Source organism: Pseudomonas sp. FeS53a, assembly GCF_000931385.1.
Taxonomy (GTDB): Bacteria; Pseudomonadota; Gammaproteobacteria; order Pseudomonadales; family Pseudomonadaceae; genus Metapseudomonas; species Metapseudomonas otitidis.
The window spans coordinates 105989-120542 of sequence record NZ_JYFT01000005.1; the positions used below are offsets into that span (position 1 = coordinate 105989).

14 protein-coding genes and 1 pseudogene are annotated in these 14554 nt (G+C 67.5%); 9 read left to right on the forward strand and 6 right to left on the reverse strand.

Translation table 11 applies throughout. From position 1 onward, the window contains the following. Positions 1 to 20 precede the first annotated feature (20 nt). Genes ccoP through ccoN form a run of 4 tightly spaced genes read right to left on the reverse strand, consistent with a single transcriptional unit; the run spans position 21 to position 3189 of the window. The gene (ccoP, locus tag SZ55_RS01970) at positions 21 to 959 is read right to left on the reverse strand and encodes a cytochrome-c oxidase, cbb3-type subunit III (protein ID WP_044400442.1); all 939 of its coding nucleotides are present in this window, start codon (positions 957 to 959) and stop codon (positions 21 to 23) included. Next, positions 956 to 1138 carry a CcoQ/FixQ family Cbb3-type cytochrome c oxidase assembly chaperone gene (locus SZ55_RS01975; RefSeq protein WP_044400444.1) on the reverse strand — a complete coding sequence of 61 codons (183 nt, stop codon included), beginning with the start codon at positions 1136 to 1138 and terminating at the stop codon, positions 956 to 958. Before SZ55_RS01975 ends, ccoP begins: the two co-directional genes overlap by 4 nt. Positions 1139 to 1141: 3 nt before the next feature. Continuing rightward, positions 1142 to 1753: a cytochrome-c oxidase, cbb3-type subunit II gene (ccoO, locus tag SZ55_RS01980; RefSeq protein WP_044400446.1), complete on the reverse strand. Its 612-nt coding sequence runs from the start codon at positions 1751 to 1753 to the stop codon at positions 1142 to 1144. An 11-nt stretch (positions 1754 to 1764) separates the two neighbouring features. After that, positions 1765 to 3189, reverse strand: coding sequence for a cytochrome-c oxidase, cbb3-type subunit I (gene ccoN / locus SZ55_RS01985; protein WP_044400448.1), 1425 nt, complete (start codon positions 3187 to 3189; stop codon positions 1765 to 1767). Between the two features lie 112 nt (positions 3190 to 3301). On the opposite strand from ccoN, the gene SZ55_RS01990 reads away from it, so the two are divergent. Then, on the forward strand, positions 3302 to 3919 hold the full coding sequence (locus SZ55_RS01990; RefSeq protein WP_044400450.1) for an alpha/beta family hydrolase: 618 nt from the start codon (positions 3302 to 3304) through the stop codon (positions 3917 to 3919). A gap of 15 nt (positions 3920 to 3934) precedes the next feature. Here SZ55_RS01990 and SZ55_RS01995 read toward each other — a convergent pair whose 3' ends face one another. After that, on the reverse strand, positions 3935 to 4405 hold the full coding sequence (locus SZ55_RS01995; RefSeq protein ID WP_044400452.1) for an Lrp/AsnC family transcriptional regulator: 471 nt from the start codon (positions 4403 to 4405) through the stop codon (positions 3935 to 3937). 130 nt (positions 4406 to 4535) lie between these two features. Here SZ55_RS01995 and kynB point away from each other — a divergent pair, with 130 nt between their 5' ends. The 7 genes and pseudogenes from kynB (at position 4536) to SZ55_RS28955 (ending at position 11550) form a co-directional block, all read left to right on the forward strand. Then, positions 4536 to 5177 (forward strand): arylformamidase, encoded by a 642-nt coding sequence (gene kynB / locus SZ55_RS02000; RefSeq protein ID WP_044400456.1) that lies wholly within the window; start codon positions 4536 to 4538, stop codon positions 5175 to 5177. A gap of 9 nt (positions 5178 to 5186) precedes the next feature. Continuing rightward, positions 5187 to 6437, forward strand: a complete 1251-nt coding sequence (gene kynU, locus SZ55_RS02005) for a kynureninase (RefSeq protein WP_044400458.1) — start codon at positions 5187 to 5189, stop codon at positions 6435 to 6437. Positions 6438 to 6506: 69 nt separating this feature from the next. After that, positions 6507 to 7817 (forward strand): OprD family porin, encoded by a 1311-nt coding sequence (locus tag SZ55_RS02010; RefSeq protein ID WP_082078116.1) that lies wholly within the window; start codon positions 6507 to 6509, stop codon positions 7815 to 7817. Positions 7818 to 7849: 32 nt separating this feature from the next. Beyond that, the gene (locus SZ55_RS02015; RefSeq protein WP_044400461.1) at positions 7850 to 9268 is read left to right on the forward strand and encodes an amino acid permease; all 1419 of its coding nucleotides are present in this window, start codon (positions 7850 to 7852) and stop codon (positions 9266 to 9268) included. 223 nt (positions 9269 to 9491) lie between these two features. Next, the gene (locus SZ55_RS02020) at positions 9492 to 9935 is read left to right on the forward strand and encodes a hypothetical protein (protein ID WP_044400464.1); all 444 of its coding nucleotides are present in this window, start codon (positions 9492 to 9494) and stop codon (positions 9933 to 9935) included. Positions 9936 to 10248: 313 nt separating this feature from the next. Further along, positions 10249 to 11022 (forward strand): annotated as a pseudogene (locus tag SZ55_RS28950) (PAS domain-containing protein); the annotation flags it as partial. Between the two features lie 126 nt (positions 11023 to 11148). Beyond that, on the forward strand, positions 11149 to 11550 hold the full coding sequence (locus SZ55_RS28955) for a methyl-accepting chemotaxis protein (RefSeq protein ID WP_373870829.1): 402 nt from the start codon (positions 11149 to 11151) through the stop codon (positions 11548 to 11550). Here the strand turns inward: SZ55_RS28955 and SZ55_RS02030 are convergent. Then, positions 11543 to 13444: a sigma-54-dependent Fis family transcriptional regulator gene (locus SZ55_RS02030; protein ID WP_044400467.1), complete on the reverse strand. Its 1902-nt coding sequence runs from the start codon at positions 13442 to 13444 to the stop codon at positions 11543 to 11545. The two genes, SZ55_RS28955 and SZ55_RS02030, sit on opposite strands and share 8 nt — an antisense overlap. A 308-nt stretch (positions 13445 to 13752) precedes the next feature. Between SZ55_RS02030 and SZ55_RS02035 the strand changes: the two genes are divergently transcribed. Beyond that, positions 13753 to 14553, forward strand: a complete 801-nt coding sequence (locus SZ55_RS02035; RefSeq protein ID WP_044400470.1) for an SDR family NAD(P)-dependent oxidoreductase — start codon at positions 13753 to 13755, stop codon at positions 14551 to 14553. Position 14554 lies beyond the last annotated feature (1 nt).

Sequence of the window (14554 nt, forward strand, 5' to 3'; positions counted from 1 at the left end):
CTTGCGTCGCCGGTCTCGGGTTACTCCGCTGCGACTTTGTCGCCGCCCTTGCGGGACAGGCTGTACACGTAGGCGGCCAGGATGTGGACCTTGTCCTGACCCAGGTACTGGTCCTGGGCGGGCATCTGGCCGTTACGACCGTAACGGATGGTCTGTTGCAGTTGGGCCAGGCTGGAGCCGTAGATCCAGGCGGCGGGCTTGGTCAGGTCCGGAGCGCCCATGGCCGGGGTGCCATGGCCTTCGGGGCCGTGGCAGGCCACGCAGGTGCTGGCGAACAGGGCCTTGCCGGCGGCCACGTCGGCCTTGGCGTCTTCCGGCAGCTTCAGGCCGGCCAGGTCCTGGCGGACATAGGCGGCCACGTTCTTGACGCCATCCTCACCGAGTACCTCGCCCCAGGCCGGCATGGCAGCCATGCGACCGTGGAGGATGGTGGTCTTGATGGTCTCGGCGTCGCCGCCCCAGCGCCAGCTGTCGTCGGCCAGGTTCGGGAAGCCGACGGCGCCCTTGGCGTCCGAGCCGTGGCAGATGGAGCAGTAGGTGGCGAACAGGCGGCCGCCCATCTTCAGGGCCTGCGGATCCTGGGCAACGGCTTCGACCGGCATGGCCGAATACTTGGCGAAGATCGGGCCGTACATCGCATTGGCCTTGTCCACTTCGCGCTGCCATTGCTTGTCCTGGGTCCAGCCGTCGTCATAGCCCGGCAGCACGCCCTTCCAGTTGCCCAGGCCCGGGTAGAGCGCCAGGTAGCCGAAGGTGAAGATGATGGTGCCGACGAACAGCATGAACCACCACTTGGGCAGCGGGTTGTCGTACTCCTCGATGCCGTCGAAGCTGTGGCCCATGGTCTTGTCGACCGTGCCCTTGGCTTCGCCCTTGCGGGTGGCGAAAACCAGCCAGAGCAGCGCCACCAGGGTGAACAGGGTGAGCAGGGAGATGTACCAGCTCCAGAAAGTGCTCATTCGAATGTGCTCCTAGAATCATTCCGGTCTTGCGGGCTTGGCAGGTCGTCGCCGAAGGGCAGCAGGGCGGCCTGGTCGAAATCGGCCTTGCGGCGCCCGCTGTAGGCCCAGCAGATAACCCCGATCATCGCGACCAGCACCATCAGGGTGCCCAGGCCGCGAAGCGTTCCGATGTCCATGACTTACCTCTTGTTCTTCAGGCTGGTGCCGAGCACCTGCAGGTAGGCCACCAGGGCGTCCATCTCGGTCTTGCCCTTCACGGCATCGGAGGCACCGGCGATGTCTTCTGCGGTGTAGGGAACGCCCAGCGTGCGCATGGCCGAGAGCTTGGCGGCGGTGTCCTTGCCGTCCAGGGTGTGCTCGACCAGCCAGGGGTAGGCGGGCATCTTCGACTCGGGCACCACGTTGCGCGGGTTGTACAGGTGCGCACGGTGCCAGTCGTCGGAGTAGCGGCCGCCTACGCGGGCCAGGTCCGGGCCGGTCCGCTTGGAGCCCCACAGGAAGGGGTGGTCCCACACGCTTTCACCGGCAACGGAGTAGTGGCCGTAGCGCTCGGTCTCGGCGCGGAAGGGACGGACCATCTGCGAGTGGCAGCCGACGCAGCCTTCGCGGATGTAGATGTCGCGGCCTTCCAGCTGCAGGGCGGTGTAGGGCTTCATGCCTTCGACCGGGGTGTTGGTCACGTCCTGGAAGAACAGCGGGACGATCTGAACCAGGCCGCCGATGCTGACGGCCAGGATCATGAACAACGCCATCAGGCCGACGTTCTTCTCGATGACTTCATGCTTTTTCATCTATCGGCTCCTCAGGCGATCTGGGCGATGGCGTCGTACTCGGCCGGCTTGGCGGCCTTGACGGTGCGGTAGGTGTTGTAGGCCATCAGCAGCATGCCGGAGAGGAAGATCGCGCCGCCGATCATGCGCACCACGAAGCCGGGGTGGCTGGCTTCCAGCGCTTCGACGAAGGAGTAGGTGAGGGTGCCGTCTTCGTTGACTGCACGCCACATCAGGCCCTGGGCGATGCCGTTGACCCACATCGAGGCGATGTAGAGCACGGTGCCGATGGTGGCCAGCCAGAAGTGCGCGTTGATCAGGCCGACGCTGTGCATCTGCTCGCGACCGAACACCTTCGGGATCAGGTGGTACAGGGAGCCGATGGACACCATGGCAACCCAGCCGAGGGCGCCGGCGTGTACGTGGCCGATGGTCCAGTCGGTGTAGTGGGAGAGGGCGTTGACGGTCTTGATGGCCATCATCGGGCCTTCGAAGGTGCTCATGCCGTAGAAGGCCAGGGAGACCACCAGGAAGCGCAGGATCGGATCGTCGCGCAGCTTATGCCAGGCGCCCGACAGGGTCATCATGCCGTTGATCATGCCGCCCCAGCTCGGAGCCAGCAGGATCAGGGACATCACCATGCCCAGGGACTGGGCCCAGTCCGGCAGCGCGGTGTAGTGCAGGTGGTGCGGACCGGCCCAGATGTAGACGGCGATCAGCGCCCAGAAGTGCACGATGGACAGGCGATAGGAATAGACCGGACGGCCCGCCTGCTTCGGCACGAAGTAGTACATCATCCCCAGGAAGCCAGCGGTCAGGAAGAAGCCCACCGCGTTGTGGCCGTACCACCACTGGATCATGGCGTCGGTCGCACCGGCATACAGCGAGTAGGACTTGGTCAGGGTGACCGGGATTTCCAGGTTGTTGACGATGTGCAGAATGGCCACGGTCAGGATGAACCCGCCGAAGAACCAGTTGCCCACGTAGATGTGCTTGGTGCGGCGCTTCATCACGGTGCCGAAGAACACCATGGCGTAGGCCACCCAGACGACGGTGATGAGCAGGTCGATCGGCCATTCCAGCTCGGCGTATTCCTTCGAGCTGGTCCAGCCCATCGGCAGGCTGATCGCGGCGAGCACGATCACCAGTTGCCAACCCCAGAAGGTGAAGGCCGCGAGGCCATCGGACACCAGGCGGGTCTGGCAGGTACGCTGGACGGCGTAGTAAGAGGTCGCGAACAGCGCGCAGCCACCGAAGGCGAAGATCACCGCGTTGGTGTGCAGCGGGCGCAAGCGGCCAAAGCTGGTCCAGGGAAGGTTGAAATTGAGCTCCGGCCAGGCCAGCTGAGCGGCAATGAGAACGCCGAGCCCCATCCCGACGATTCCCCAGACCACCGTCATGATGGCGAACTGGCGGACCACCTTGTAGTTGTAGGCGGTACTGACTTCTGTGTTCATGTGCTTGGGCTTCCGTACACGGTTTTTTAGGAATTGCCGCGAAAGCATGGTTAAACACCTGTTTTGCCCCATTGATCTGGATCAACAGCCAACAGCTAGCGGAGAAGTCCGAATGTTCCTGTGGGAGAGGCCGTCAGGCCCGACTGATAGCACCCTGATCCTGGCCCACGGCGCAGGCGCGCCGATGGACAGTCCGTTCATGGATGAAATGGCGCGGAGGCTTGCGCAGAGCGGCATTGCGACCGTGCGCTTCGAGTTTCCCTACATGGCTGCGAGGCGCGAAGACGGGCGTCGCCGTCCCCCCAATCCGCAGGCCGTATTGCTCGATTGCTGGCGGGATGTGCATGCCCAGGTGCGACAGCAGGTCACGGGGCAATTGGCCATCGGTGGCAAGTCCATGGGCGGGAGGATGGCCAGTCTGCTGGCTGATGAGCTGAAGGCCGACGCCCTGGTCTGCCTCGGTTATCCCTTCTACGCCGCCGGCAAACCCGAGAAGCCCCGGGTGGCGCACCTGGCGGATCTGCGCACCCGCACCCTCATCGTCCAGGGCGAGCGGGATGCCCTCGGCGACCGCGAAACCGTCGCCGGCTACTGCCTTTCCGACGCCATCCAGCTGCACTGGCTGGAAGCCGCGGACCATGACCTGAAGCCCCTCAAGGCGTCCGGTCATACCCACGCCGAGCACCTTCAAGCTGCCGCCGAGCAGATCGCCCACTTCCTCAAAGGGTGAGCGGAGTAGGGCGGGTCAGCGGCGCAGCAGGTCCAATGCGCCGCCGCCTTCCTTCACCGTCTGCAGGATGATTTCCGAACGGATGTCGGTCACCCCGTGGGCCCGGTTCAGGCGCGTGACGATGAAGTCGGAGAACTGCTTCAGGTTGCGCGCCTGCACCCGCAGCACATAGTTGCTCGCCCCGGTCACGATGTAGGCGCTGACCACCTCCGGCCAGCCCTGCAGCTGCTCCACGAAGCGCTCGTGCCAGTCCGCCTCGTCCTGGCGCATGGACACATGCACCAGCGCCTCCAGCTCCACCCCCAGGCGCTCCGCGTCCAGCACCGGTCGATACCCCCGCACGATGCCGCTGTCCTCCAGGTTGCGCAGACGCCGCAGGCAGGCCGACGGTGACAGCGAGACCCGTTCCGCCAGCTCCTGGTTGCTGATCCGGCCGTCGTATTGCAGGCAGTGGAGGATGCGGATATCGGTGCTGTCCAGGGTCATGAGAATAAAATTTCAGGAAAATGAAGATTGATAGAATTTACTGCGGCTGGATGACGCAAGCGTCGCAAAGATAGCACGATAATTCGAAGGCCTTTGCAGCATGATTTTTTCGCCCAACGAGGAAAAGACCATGCGCAATGAGCCGTTGCTGTGGGACATCAGCCCACCCCTGAACAGCCAGACCCCCACCTGGCCTGGCGACACCCCTTTCCAGCAGCACGCCACCTGGCAGATCGACGCGCACTGCCCGGTCAACGTCGGGCGCATCACCCTCTCGCCCCACACCGGCGCCCACGCCGACGCCCCGCTGCACTACGACCCGGCCGGTGCCGCCATCGGCGCCGTCTCGCTCGCGCCCTACCTCGGCCCCTGCCGCGTGATCCATTGCCTGGAGGCCGAGGGCCTCGTCGAGCCCCATCACCTGCAGCCTCAYCTCGCCGGCGTCCCGCCCCGGGTGCTGATCCGCACCTGCCTGGCCGCCCCGCAGGACCGCTGGCCCGACACCTTCACCGCCATCGCCGCCGACGCCATCGCGCTGCTCGCCGCCCATGGCGTCTGCCTGGTGGGGACCGACACCCCGTCCCTCGACCCCCAGCACAGCAAGACCCTCGACGCCCACCACGCCGTTGCCGCCCACGGCATGGCGATCCTCGAAGGCCTGGTGCTCGACGAGGTGCCCCAGGGCGATTACGAACTCATCGCCCTGCCGCTCAAGTTCACCCAACTCGATGCCAGCCCGGTCCGTGCCGTGCTGCGTCGCCTGTCGACCTAGGAGCCGACCATGACAACAAGACAAGCCTGCCTCGACCTCGACGCCCGCGATGCCCTCGCGCCCCTGCGCGACGCCTTCGCCCTGCCCGAAGGGGTCATCTACCTCGACGGCAACTCCCTCGGCGCGCGCCCCAAGGCCGCCCTCGAACGGGCCCGGCAAGTGGTAGAGGACGAATGGGGCACCGGCCTGATCGGCAGCTGGAACGAAGCCGGCTGGCGTGGCCTGCCCGAGCGCCTGGGCAACCAGCTCGCCGGCCTCATCGGCGCCGGCCAGGACGAAGTGGTGATCACCGACACCACCTCCATCAACCTCTTCAAGGTGCTGGTCGCCGCCCTGCGCGTGCAGGCCCAGCGCGACCCCTCGCGCAAGGTCATCGTCACCGAGAGCAGCAACTTCCCCACCGACATCTACATGGTCGAAGGCCTCGCCGACCTGCTCCAGCAGGGCTACAGCCTGCGCCTGGTGGACACCCCCGAGGAGCTGCCCGCTGCCATCGGCAGCGACACCGCCGTCGCCCTCATCACCCAGGTCAACTACAAGACCGGCTACCTGCACGACATGCAGGCCCTCACCGCCCTGGCCCACGAATGCGGCGCGCTGACCATCTGGGACCTCTGCCACTCCGCCGGCGCCGTGCCCATCGACCTCACCGCCGCCAAGGCCGACTACGCCATCGGTTGTACCTACAAGTACCTCAACGGCGGCCCCGGCTCCCCGGCCTTCGTCTGGGTCGCCCCCGCCCTGCGCGAGCTGGTCTGGCAACCGCTGTCCGGCTGGTGGGGCCACGCCCGCCAGTTCGGCATGGAGCCCGCCTACGAGCCGGCACCCGGCATCGGCCGCTACCTCTGCGGCACGCAGCCGATCACCTCCCTGGCCATGATCGAGTGCGGTCTCGAGGTCTACGCCCGCACCAGCATGGAGGCCCTGCGGGAGAAGTCCCTGGCCCTCACCGACCTGTTCATCGAGCGGGTGCAGGCCCGTTGCGGCCAGCACCCGCTCACCCTGGTCACACCCCTGGAGCACGCCCGCCGTGGCAGCCACGTCAGCTACGAGCACCCCGAGGGCTACGCCATCATCCAGGCGCTGATCGACCGGGGCGTGGTCGGCGACTACCGCGAGCCGCGCATCATGCGCTTCGGCTTCACCCCCCTCTACACCCGCTTTGTCGACGTCTGGGACGCCGCCGAAACCCTCGGCGAAATCCTCGACAGCGAGGCCTGGCGCCAGGAGCGCTTCATGGCCCGCAAGCAGGTGACCTGACCCCATGCACCCGGCGCCCACCCGGGCGCCTCCACCTCTCACCCATAACCACAACAAGAGGTCGATGAGATGAACACCCCGCGATTGGCCCGCGCCGCTTTGCTCCTGAGCGGCATCACCGCCACCCCGCTGATGGCCGCCGACAGCCCCGAAGGCTTCCTCGAAGGCAGCCGCCTGCAGCTCAACCAGCGCAACTTCTACTTCCACCGCAACCTGCTCAACAACCCGGGCGGGCAGAACTACCGCGAGGAGTGGGCCCACGGCTTCACCCTCGACTACCAGTCCGGCTACACCCAGGGCACCGTCGGCTTCGGCCTGGACGCCTGCGCCAACCTCGGCCTCAAGCTCGACAGCAACCGCGCCCGCACCGGCACCGACCTGCTGCCGATCGACTCCCGGGGCCGCCCCGAAGACAGCCAGGCCGAAATCGGCGGCGCCCTCAAGCTGCGCGTCTCCCGGACCGAGCTGAAGTACGGCAGCCAGGCCCCCATGAACCCCGTGTTCGGCACTGGCAACGCGCGGCTGTTCGCCCCCATGCCCATCGGCTTCTCCCTCGGCAGCCGCGAGGTGGAGAACCTGCTGCTGGAGGCCGGGCACTTCACCGCCGGCAACGACGGCAACTCCACCAACCGCGACGGCGCCCTCAAGGCCCTGTTCGCCCAGGTGGAAACCCGCCGTGCCGACTACCTCGGCGGCCAGTGGACCCCCAGCGACGCCACTCACCTGTCCGCCTACGCCTCGCGCTATGAGGACATCTGGCGGCAGTACTACCTCGGCGCCGGCCAGCGCCTCGACCTGGCCGACCAGCAGGCCCTCACGCTCGACGCCAGCTTCTACCGCACCCTCGACCAGGGCCGCAGCCTGGCCGGCCGCATCGACACCATCGCCTGGTCCGCCTCCGCCCGCTACCGCTTCGGCGCCCACGCCCTGACCCTGGCGCACCAGCGGGTGAACGGCGACCAGCCCTTCGACTACCTCGGCTTCGACCGCCAGCCCGGCACCTCCATCTACCTCGCCAACTCCGTGCAGGTCCTCGACTTCAACGCCCCCAACGAGCGCTCCTGGCAAGTGCGCTACGACCTCGACTTCGCCCCCTTCGGCGTGCCCGGGCTCAGCTTCATGAGCCGCTACATCCGGGGCGACCACATCGACGACAGCCACCGCAGCAGCCCCAGCGCCTACCAGCGCTACGGCGAGGCCGGCAAGCGCTGGGAGCGGGACATCGAACTCGGCTACGTCGTCCAGGGCGGCAGCGCCAAGGACCTCTCCATCCGCCTGCGCCAGGCCAGCATCCGCTCCACCGCCCAGGTCGGCCGGGCCGACACCGCCGACAACAACGAACTGCGGGTGATCATCGACTACCCGCTGCAACTGCTCTGACGCCCCGCATAACGACAACACCGAGGCACACGATGAACGACAAGACAGGATTCGCCGCCATCACCGCGCGCGAGCAGGGGCTCAAGCGCCAGCTCACCTCCGGCCAGATGGCCATGATCGCCATTGGCGGTGCCATCGGCACCGGCCTGTTCATGGGCAGCAGCTTCGCCATCGGCTTCGCCGGCCCCGGCGTGCTGGTCAGCTACGCCATCGGCGCCCTGATCGCCCTGCTGCTCATGGGCTGCCTGGCCGAAATGACCGTCGCCCACCCCACCTCCGGCTCCTTCGGCGCCTACGCCGAGTTCTATGTCAGCCCGCTGGCTGGCTTCCTGGTGCGCTACGCCTACTGGGCCGCCATCGTCCTGGCGGTCGGCACCGAAGTGACCGCCATCGCCGTGTACATGAAGTACTGGTTCCCCGCCGTTGCCGGCTGGGTCTGGATCCTGCTGTTCTCCGCCGCCCTGGTGGTCACCAACGCCATCAGCGTCAAGGCGTTCGGCCACTTCGAGTACGGCTTCTCGGCGATCAAGATCGGTGCCATCGTCGCCTTCATCCTGCTCGGCGCCTGGCTGGTGTTCGGCGGCGGTGACCCCGCCTACGGCTTCCACCACTACGTCGCCCACGGCGGCTTCATGCCCCATGGCGTCTCCGGCGTCTGGATCGCCGTGATCATCTCCATCTTCAGCTACCTCAGCATCGAGATGATCGCCGTCGCCGCCGGCGAAGCCGAGCAGCCGGAGGTGGCCGTCAAGCGCGCCTTCCGCGTCACCATGGCGCGCCTGCTGGTGTTCTACATCCTCACCCTCGCGCTGATCCTCGCCCTGGTGCCGTGGAACCAGTCGGGGCAGGGCGCCCAGAGCCCCTTCGTGATGGTGATGGAGCAGGTGGGCATCCCCGGCGCCACCGGGCTGATCAACTTCGTCATCCTCGTCGCCGCCCTGTCGGCCATGAACAGCCAGCTCTACACCACCACCCGGATGATGTTCAGCCTCGCCCGTGCCGGCCACGCCCCGCGCCTGATGGGGCGCCTCGGCAGCAACGGCGTCCCGCTCAATGCCCTGGCCCTGTCCTGCACCGGCATCGCCCTGGCCACCCTGGTCAACCTGGTGTTCCCCGAGGAGTCCTTCATGCTGATGATGGCCATCTCCATCTTCGGCGCGCTGTTCGCCTGGATGATGATCTTCCTCACCCACTACCGCTTCCGCCGCTACCACGCGCGCAACGGCGGCCTGCAGCTGTCCTTCCGCATGTGGGGCTTCCCCTGGGCGACCCTGCTGGGCTTCGGGCTGATGGTGGCCATCCTCATCACCACCGCCTTCGTCCCGGCCTTCCACATGACCCTGGTGTTCGGCATCCCCTTCCTGCTCGTGCTCTGGGGCGCCTTCCACCTGCTCACGCGGCGTGCCAGCCTGCTGGTGGAGGCCGACCAGGCGCCGGTGGGGGAGCGCTGATACCGCCGCAATCCACCTGGAAAAAGACACGCTTCGGCGTGTCTTTTTCGTTGCAGTGTCGAAGCACACGCGCCCCCATCTGCGAACCCATCGACAGGAACTCATCCCGGGGATTGACCTGGCCCGCGCCCCGTCGATGATGGCGCCCTGGGCACGCCCATCCGCAGGCAGGGAAGCCGCCTCGCCGGGCGTCGAGGATGACCCATACAAGGAGGTCGGCAACATGCAGGGCATGGCATTGATCGGGATGCTGCTGGTGGGCACGCTGCCCGCGCTGCTCCCCGGGCGGCGAGCGTTTCTGGTGGCCCTGGCCGGGGTGGCCGTGCTCTACGGGGCGCAAGTCGCCTGGTTCTTCTGGGCCGTGGAGCGGGATGCGACCGAGGGGCCAGCCTTCATGGCAGGCATCGCCATCCTGGGCGTCGAGCAGGTGCTCGTCGTTTCCTCGATCATCGGGCGGCTCATCGCCCACTTCCTGGCCCGCCGACTGGGCCGGTACGCGCGGGCCGGCCTGATCTGCGGGCTTGCCCTGCTGGCGGCCAGCCTCTGTGCCTTCTCGCTGAGCGGTTACGCCGCGCCCATGCTCATGGGGGCTGCAGCGCCGTTCGTCTGGTTCTGCCTGGCCTTGCTGCTGGCGCCTCGCCCAGATCGGGGCCTGTCATTCGCCTGACCCGAACGTGCGGGAGGCTTCAGGTGGGGGCTTTGCGGCCCTCGACCCCCTGCCTTGTGCATTTATCAAGCGCAGCGGTATTTGGGTCGCTAAGGATTTCCCTACATAAAATCGGGAAGTGCCGATAACCATTGAGTCCGGATCACAGGAAGATGAAGCGGAACTGAAGGCAACCCCAAGCCGATGGGCTCGTTGTTGCATCAGCCTCTCATTCCGTTTGGCTTGGCTACTCTGAGGAAGGCCGCTCCGGCTACCGGACGACCACTGCGGGCAGTAAGGGCAAAACGTTCGACCCAACATCAAGGAGCTCATCATGTTGTTCAACAGAAAGAGCCGAGTCAGCCCTGACATCAAAACCCCCCAGGACGAAGAAAACCTCCAGCGGCTGCGCGCCATCGAGGACAACGTCGCATCCATCTCCTTCACCCCCCGGGGCGAGATCATCACCGCCAACCCCCTGTTCCTCCAGGTGGTCGGCTACACCGAGCAGGAGCTCGTCGGCAAGCACCACCGCCTCTTCTGCGAGGACAGCTTCCGCAACTCCAGCGCCTACGAACGTTTCTGGACCTCCCTCGCCAACGGCATCTCCCAGCGCGGCGTGTTCAAGCGCATCGCCAAGAACGGCGCGGTGCTATGGCTGGAGGCGACCTACTTCCCGGTCAAGGACGCCTCCGGCCGCGTGGTGGAGGTGCTGAAGATCGCCAGTGACGTCACCCAGAAGCACTCCGACCTGCTGGTGCTCGGTGCGCTGAGCGACGCGCTCCGCCGCTCCATGGCCATGATCGAGTTCACCCCCGATGGCGAGATCATCGACGCCAACGACAACTTCCTGCGCCTGATGGGCTACGGCCTCGGCAGCCTAAAGGGTCGCCACCACCGCATGCTCTGCCTCGACGAGTTCTACAGGGAGAACCCCGACTTCTGGGCCAACCTCAAGGCCGGCAACTTCTACCGTGGCCACTTCGAGCGCAAGACCGCCTCCGGCAACACCGTGCACATCGAGGCCAGCTACAACCCGGTGAAGGACGAGACCGGCACCGTGTTCAAGGTGGTCAAGTTCGCCATCGACGTCACCGAGCAGGTGCGCCGCAACGAAGAGGTCCGGCGTGCCGCCGAACTGTCCTTTGCCACCGCCGAGGAGACCGCGCAGATCTCCAACCGGGGCATGGATTCGCTCGACCAGTCGGTGGCGATCTCCGCCACCACCCTGACCATGGTGAACACCGCCGTGGACCTCATCTCCAAGCTGAGCCTGCAGGCCAAGGACATCGAGAACATCGTCACCACCATCCAGGGCGTCGCCGAGCAGACCAACCTGCTGGCCCTCAATGCCGCCATCGAAGCGGCGCGGGCGGGGGACATGGGGCGCGGCTTCGCCGTGGTGGCCGATGAAGTGCGGCAACTGGCCGGGCGCACCAGCGGCGCCACCATCGAGATCAAGAGCGTGGTCACCGAGAACGTGAAGATGACCCAGCAGATCGACGACTACATGAAGAAGATCGAAGCCAGCGCCAAGGACAACAACGCGCAGATATCCACCGTCGCCTCCATCATGGGCGAGATCAGCCGGGGCGCCGAACACGTCGCCAAGGTGGTCTCGGCGCTCTTCAAGTAACCCCCTCGGAGATGCCCTCCAGCGGGGTCGCCGGCTCGCTCTTCATGCGCGGCATCTCGATGCCGTGCTGCTTCACCCGCCGGTACAGGGTCGCCCGGGAGATGCCCAGGGCCCGCGCGGCGGGCAGCGGTTGCCAGCGGTGGCGCACCAGGGCGTCCAGCAGGGCCTGGCGCTCCGGGCTGGCGGGCGTCTCGTCCCGGAGTTCCGGCGCTGCGCCGCGCAGTTCTTCCGGCAGGTCCTGCAGGCGCAGGGTGTCGCCGGGGCAGATGGCGCAGGCGTAGCGCAGCACATGGCGCAACTGGCGCACATTGCCCGGCCAGCGATAGCCCAGCAGGCATTCCAGCGCCGCCTCGCACAGCCCCAGGCGCAGCCCGCAGCGGGCCGCTTCCTCGTCCAGCAGGCGGTTGATCAGCGCCAGCTTGTCCGTGCGTTCGCGCAGGGGCGGCAGCTCGAAGCGCGCGCCGTTGAGGCGGAAGAACAGGTCCTCGCGGAACTCGCCGGCCGCCACCAGCGCTGCCAGGTCCCGGTGGCTGGCGCAGATCACCTGGATGTCCACCGCCTGCCGACGTGCCGCCCCCAGTGGCGCCACTTCGCCCTCGGCCAGCACCCGCAGCAGGCGGGTCTGCAGGGCCAGGGGCATGTCTCCGATCTCGTCGAGGAACAGCGTGCCGCCATCGGCCTGCTGCAACAGCCCGCGCATGCCCTTGCGCTCCGCCCCGGTGAAGGCGCCGGCCACGTAGCCGAACAGTTCGCTCTCGATCAGGTTCTCCGGGATGGCCGCGCAGTTCAGCGCCACGAAGGGCTTGCCCCGGCGTGCGCTGGCGTCGTGCAACTGGCGGGCGAACACCTCCTTGCCGGCGCCGGTCTCGCCGTGGATCAGCACCGGCAGGTGGCGGTCCTTCACCCGCACCGCCAGGCGCAGGCTCTCCGCGATGCGCGGGTCCAGCTGCGTGGCATCGCGGCTCGGCAGCGCCACGCTCACCGCCCGGCGCGGCACGCTGAGGCGGATGTGCAGGCCCTGCTCGGGCACATGGCGCGGGTGCTCGTCGGCGGCCGCCCGCAGCAGGTCCAGGTCGAACACCTCGCCGATGTGCTGCGGCAGGCGCCCGTGGCGTTCCAGCAGGTAGTGCCGCGCCGCCGGGTTCAGCGCCTGCAGGCGGCCGTCGGCGTCCCAGGCGAACAGGTAGTCCGGCTGGCTGTCCACGTAGCCGGGGGCTGAATGGGCGCGCAGCACCCAGTGGCCACGGGTGCTGTGCATGAAGAAGGCGTTCTCGATATCGCGGGCGCTCTGTACCGCCATCTGGCGGATCAGGTGCTGGCTGCGGCGGTCGTCCGGAGACTCCACGGCGGACACGTCCAGCACCCCCAGCAACTGGCCCTGGGGGTCGAACACCGGCGCCGCCGAACAGGTCAGGCCGATGAAGGCGGCGCGGAAGTGGTCGCGCTTGTGCACCGTCACCGGCACCCGGTTGGTCAGCACCGCCGCCACCCCGCAGGTGCCTTCCTCGCCCTCCGACCAGCAGGTGCCCAGGTACAGCCCCGCCCGGCGGCACTCGCCACGGATGGTGGCTTCCACGCGGTAGTCGATGGTGCGGCCCTGGGCATCGGTGAGCAGCACGCAGTAGTCGGCATCGCGCACCCGCCCGTGCAGGCGCGAGACCTCCTCGCCGGCGATGCGCAGGAAGCTTTCCGCGCGTTCGCGGCATTCCTTCAGCAGCGTCTCGCTGAGGATGCGCGGGCCCTGCAGCGAGCCCGGGTCCAGGCGGTGCTGGTCCATGGAGCGGCGCCAGGAGTCCAGGATCAGGTCCGGCACCGGTGGTTCGGGCAGGCGTTCGGCGTGGCGCAGCACACGGCTGATGCAGTCCACATGGGCTTTCGAGTTGGCAGGCAGCATGGGGCCTCCACGGCTCGTGTCGTTGTTCTTGTGCCGGTCATTTAAGCGCCGGCCCGGAGGGCGGACAAGCACGGCGGCGCGCCGCCCGGCGGATGAGACGCCGCGTCTCAGCGTCTCGCCCGCACCCCGTGCAGGCTGACATGGCGCGTCTCAGATCGCGCTTCCCACGGCGCGTTAACAACCCCCTCGCAGCCGCTCTGGCCCGCACCTTTGCGCCCCGCCTGCGCCGTCCTGGCACCGCCCTTGCTCCTGTCCTGGCGACACCGGGACGCCGTCCCGCACCCACAACAACAATTCAGAGGTGCGTCATGACCCTTGTTGCCCCTGCGCCATTTTCCCTTTCCGGCCGGATCGCCCTGGTCACCGGCGGCGGCCGTGGCATCGGCCTCGGCATTGCCTGCAGCCTGGCCCAGGCCGGTGCCGAACTGGTGATCGCCGACCTCGACCCGGCCCTGGCCGAGGAGGGCGCCGCCCAGGTCCGCGCCCTCGGCGCCCGCGCCACGGCCCACGCGGTGGACGTCGCCGATCCGCAGAGCGTCCAGGCCCTGGTGGACGCCATCGCCCGCCAGCACGGCCGGCTCGACGTGGCGGTGAACAACGCCGGCGTCATCAGCATCCACAAGGTCCGTGAACTCAGCGTCGAGGACTGGGACCGGGTCATGACCATCAACGCCCGCGGCGTGTTCCTCTGCTGCCAGGCCGAACTGGCCCTCATGCAGGCCCAGCGCTGGGGGCGGATCATCAACGTCGCCTCCATCGCCGGGCGGGTCGGCTTCCCGGACCTGGCCCACTACAGCGCCTCCAAGTTCGCCGTCATCGGCTTCAGCAACGCCCTGGCCAAGGAGGTCGCCCGTGAGGGCATCACCGTCAACGCCCTGTGCCCCGGCATCGTCGGCACCGGCATGTGGCGTGGCGAGGCCGGGCTCTCCGGGCGCTGGGCGCAGCCGGGGGAGAGCGAGGCGCAATCCTGGGAGCGCCACCAGGCCAGCCTGCTGCCCCAGGGCGAAGCGCAGACCGTGGAGGACATGGGCCAGCTCGCCGTCTACCTCGCCTGCGCGCCCCACGTCACCGGCCAGGCGATCGCCGTCGACGGCGGCTTCTCCCTGTGAG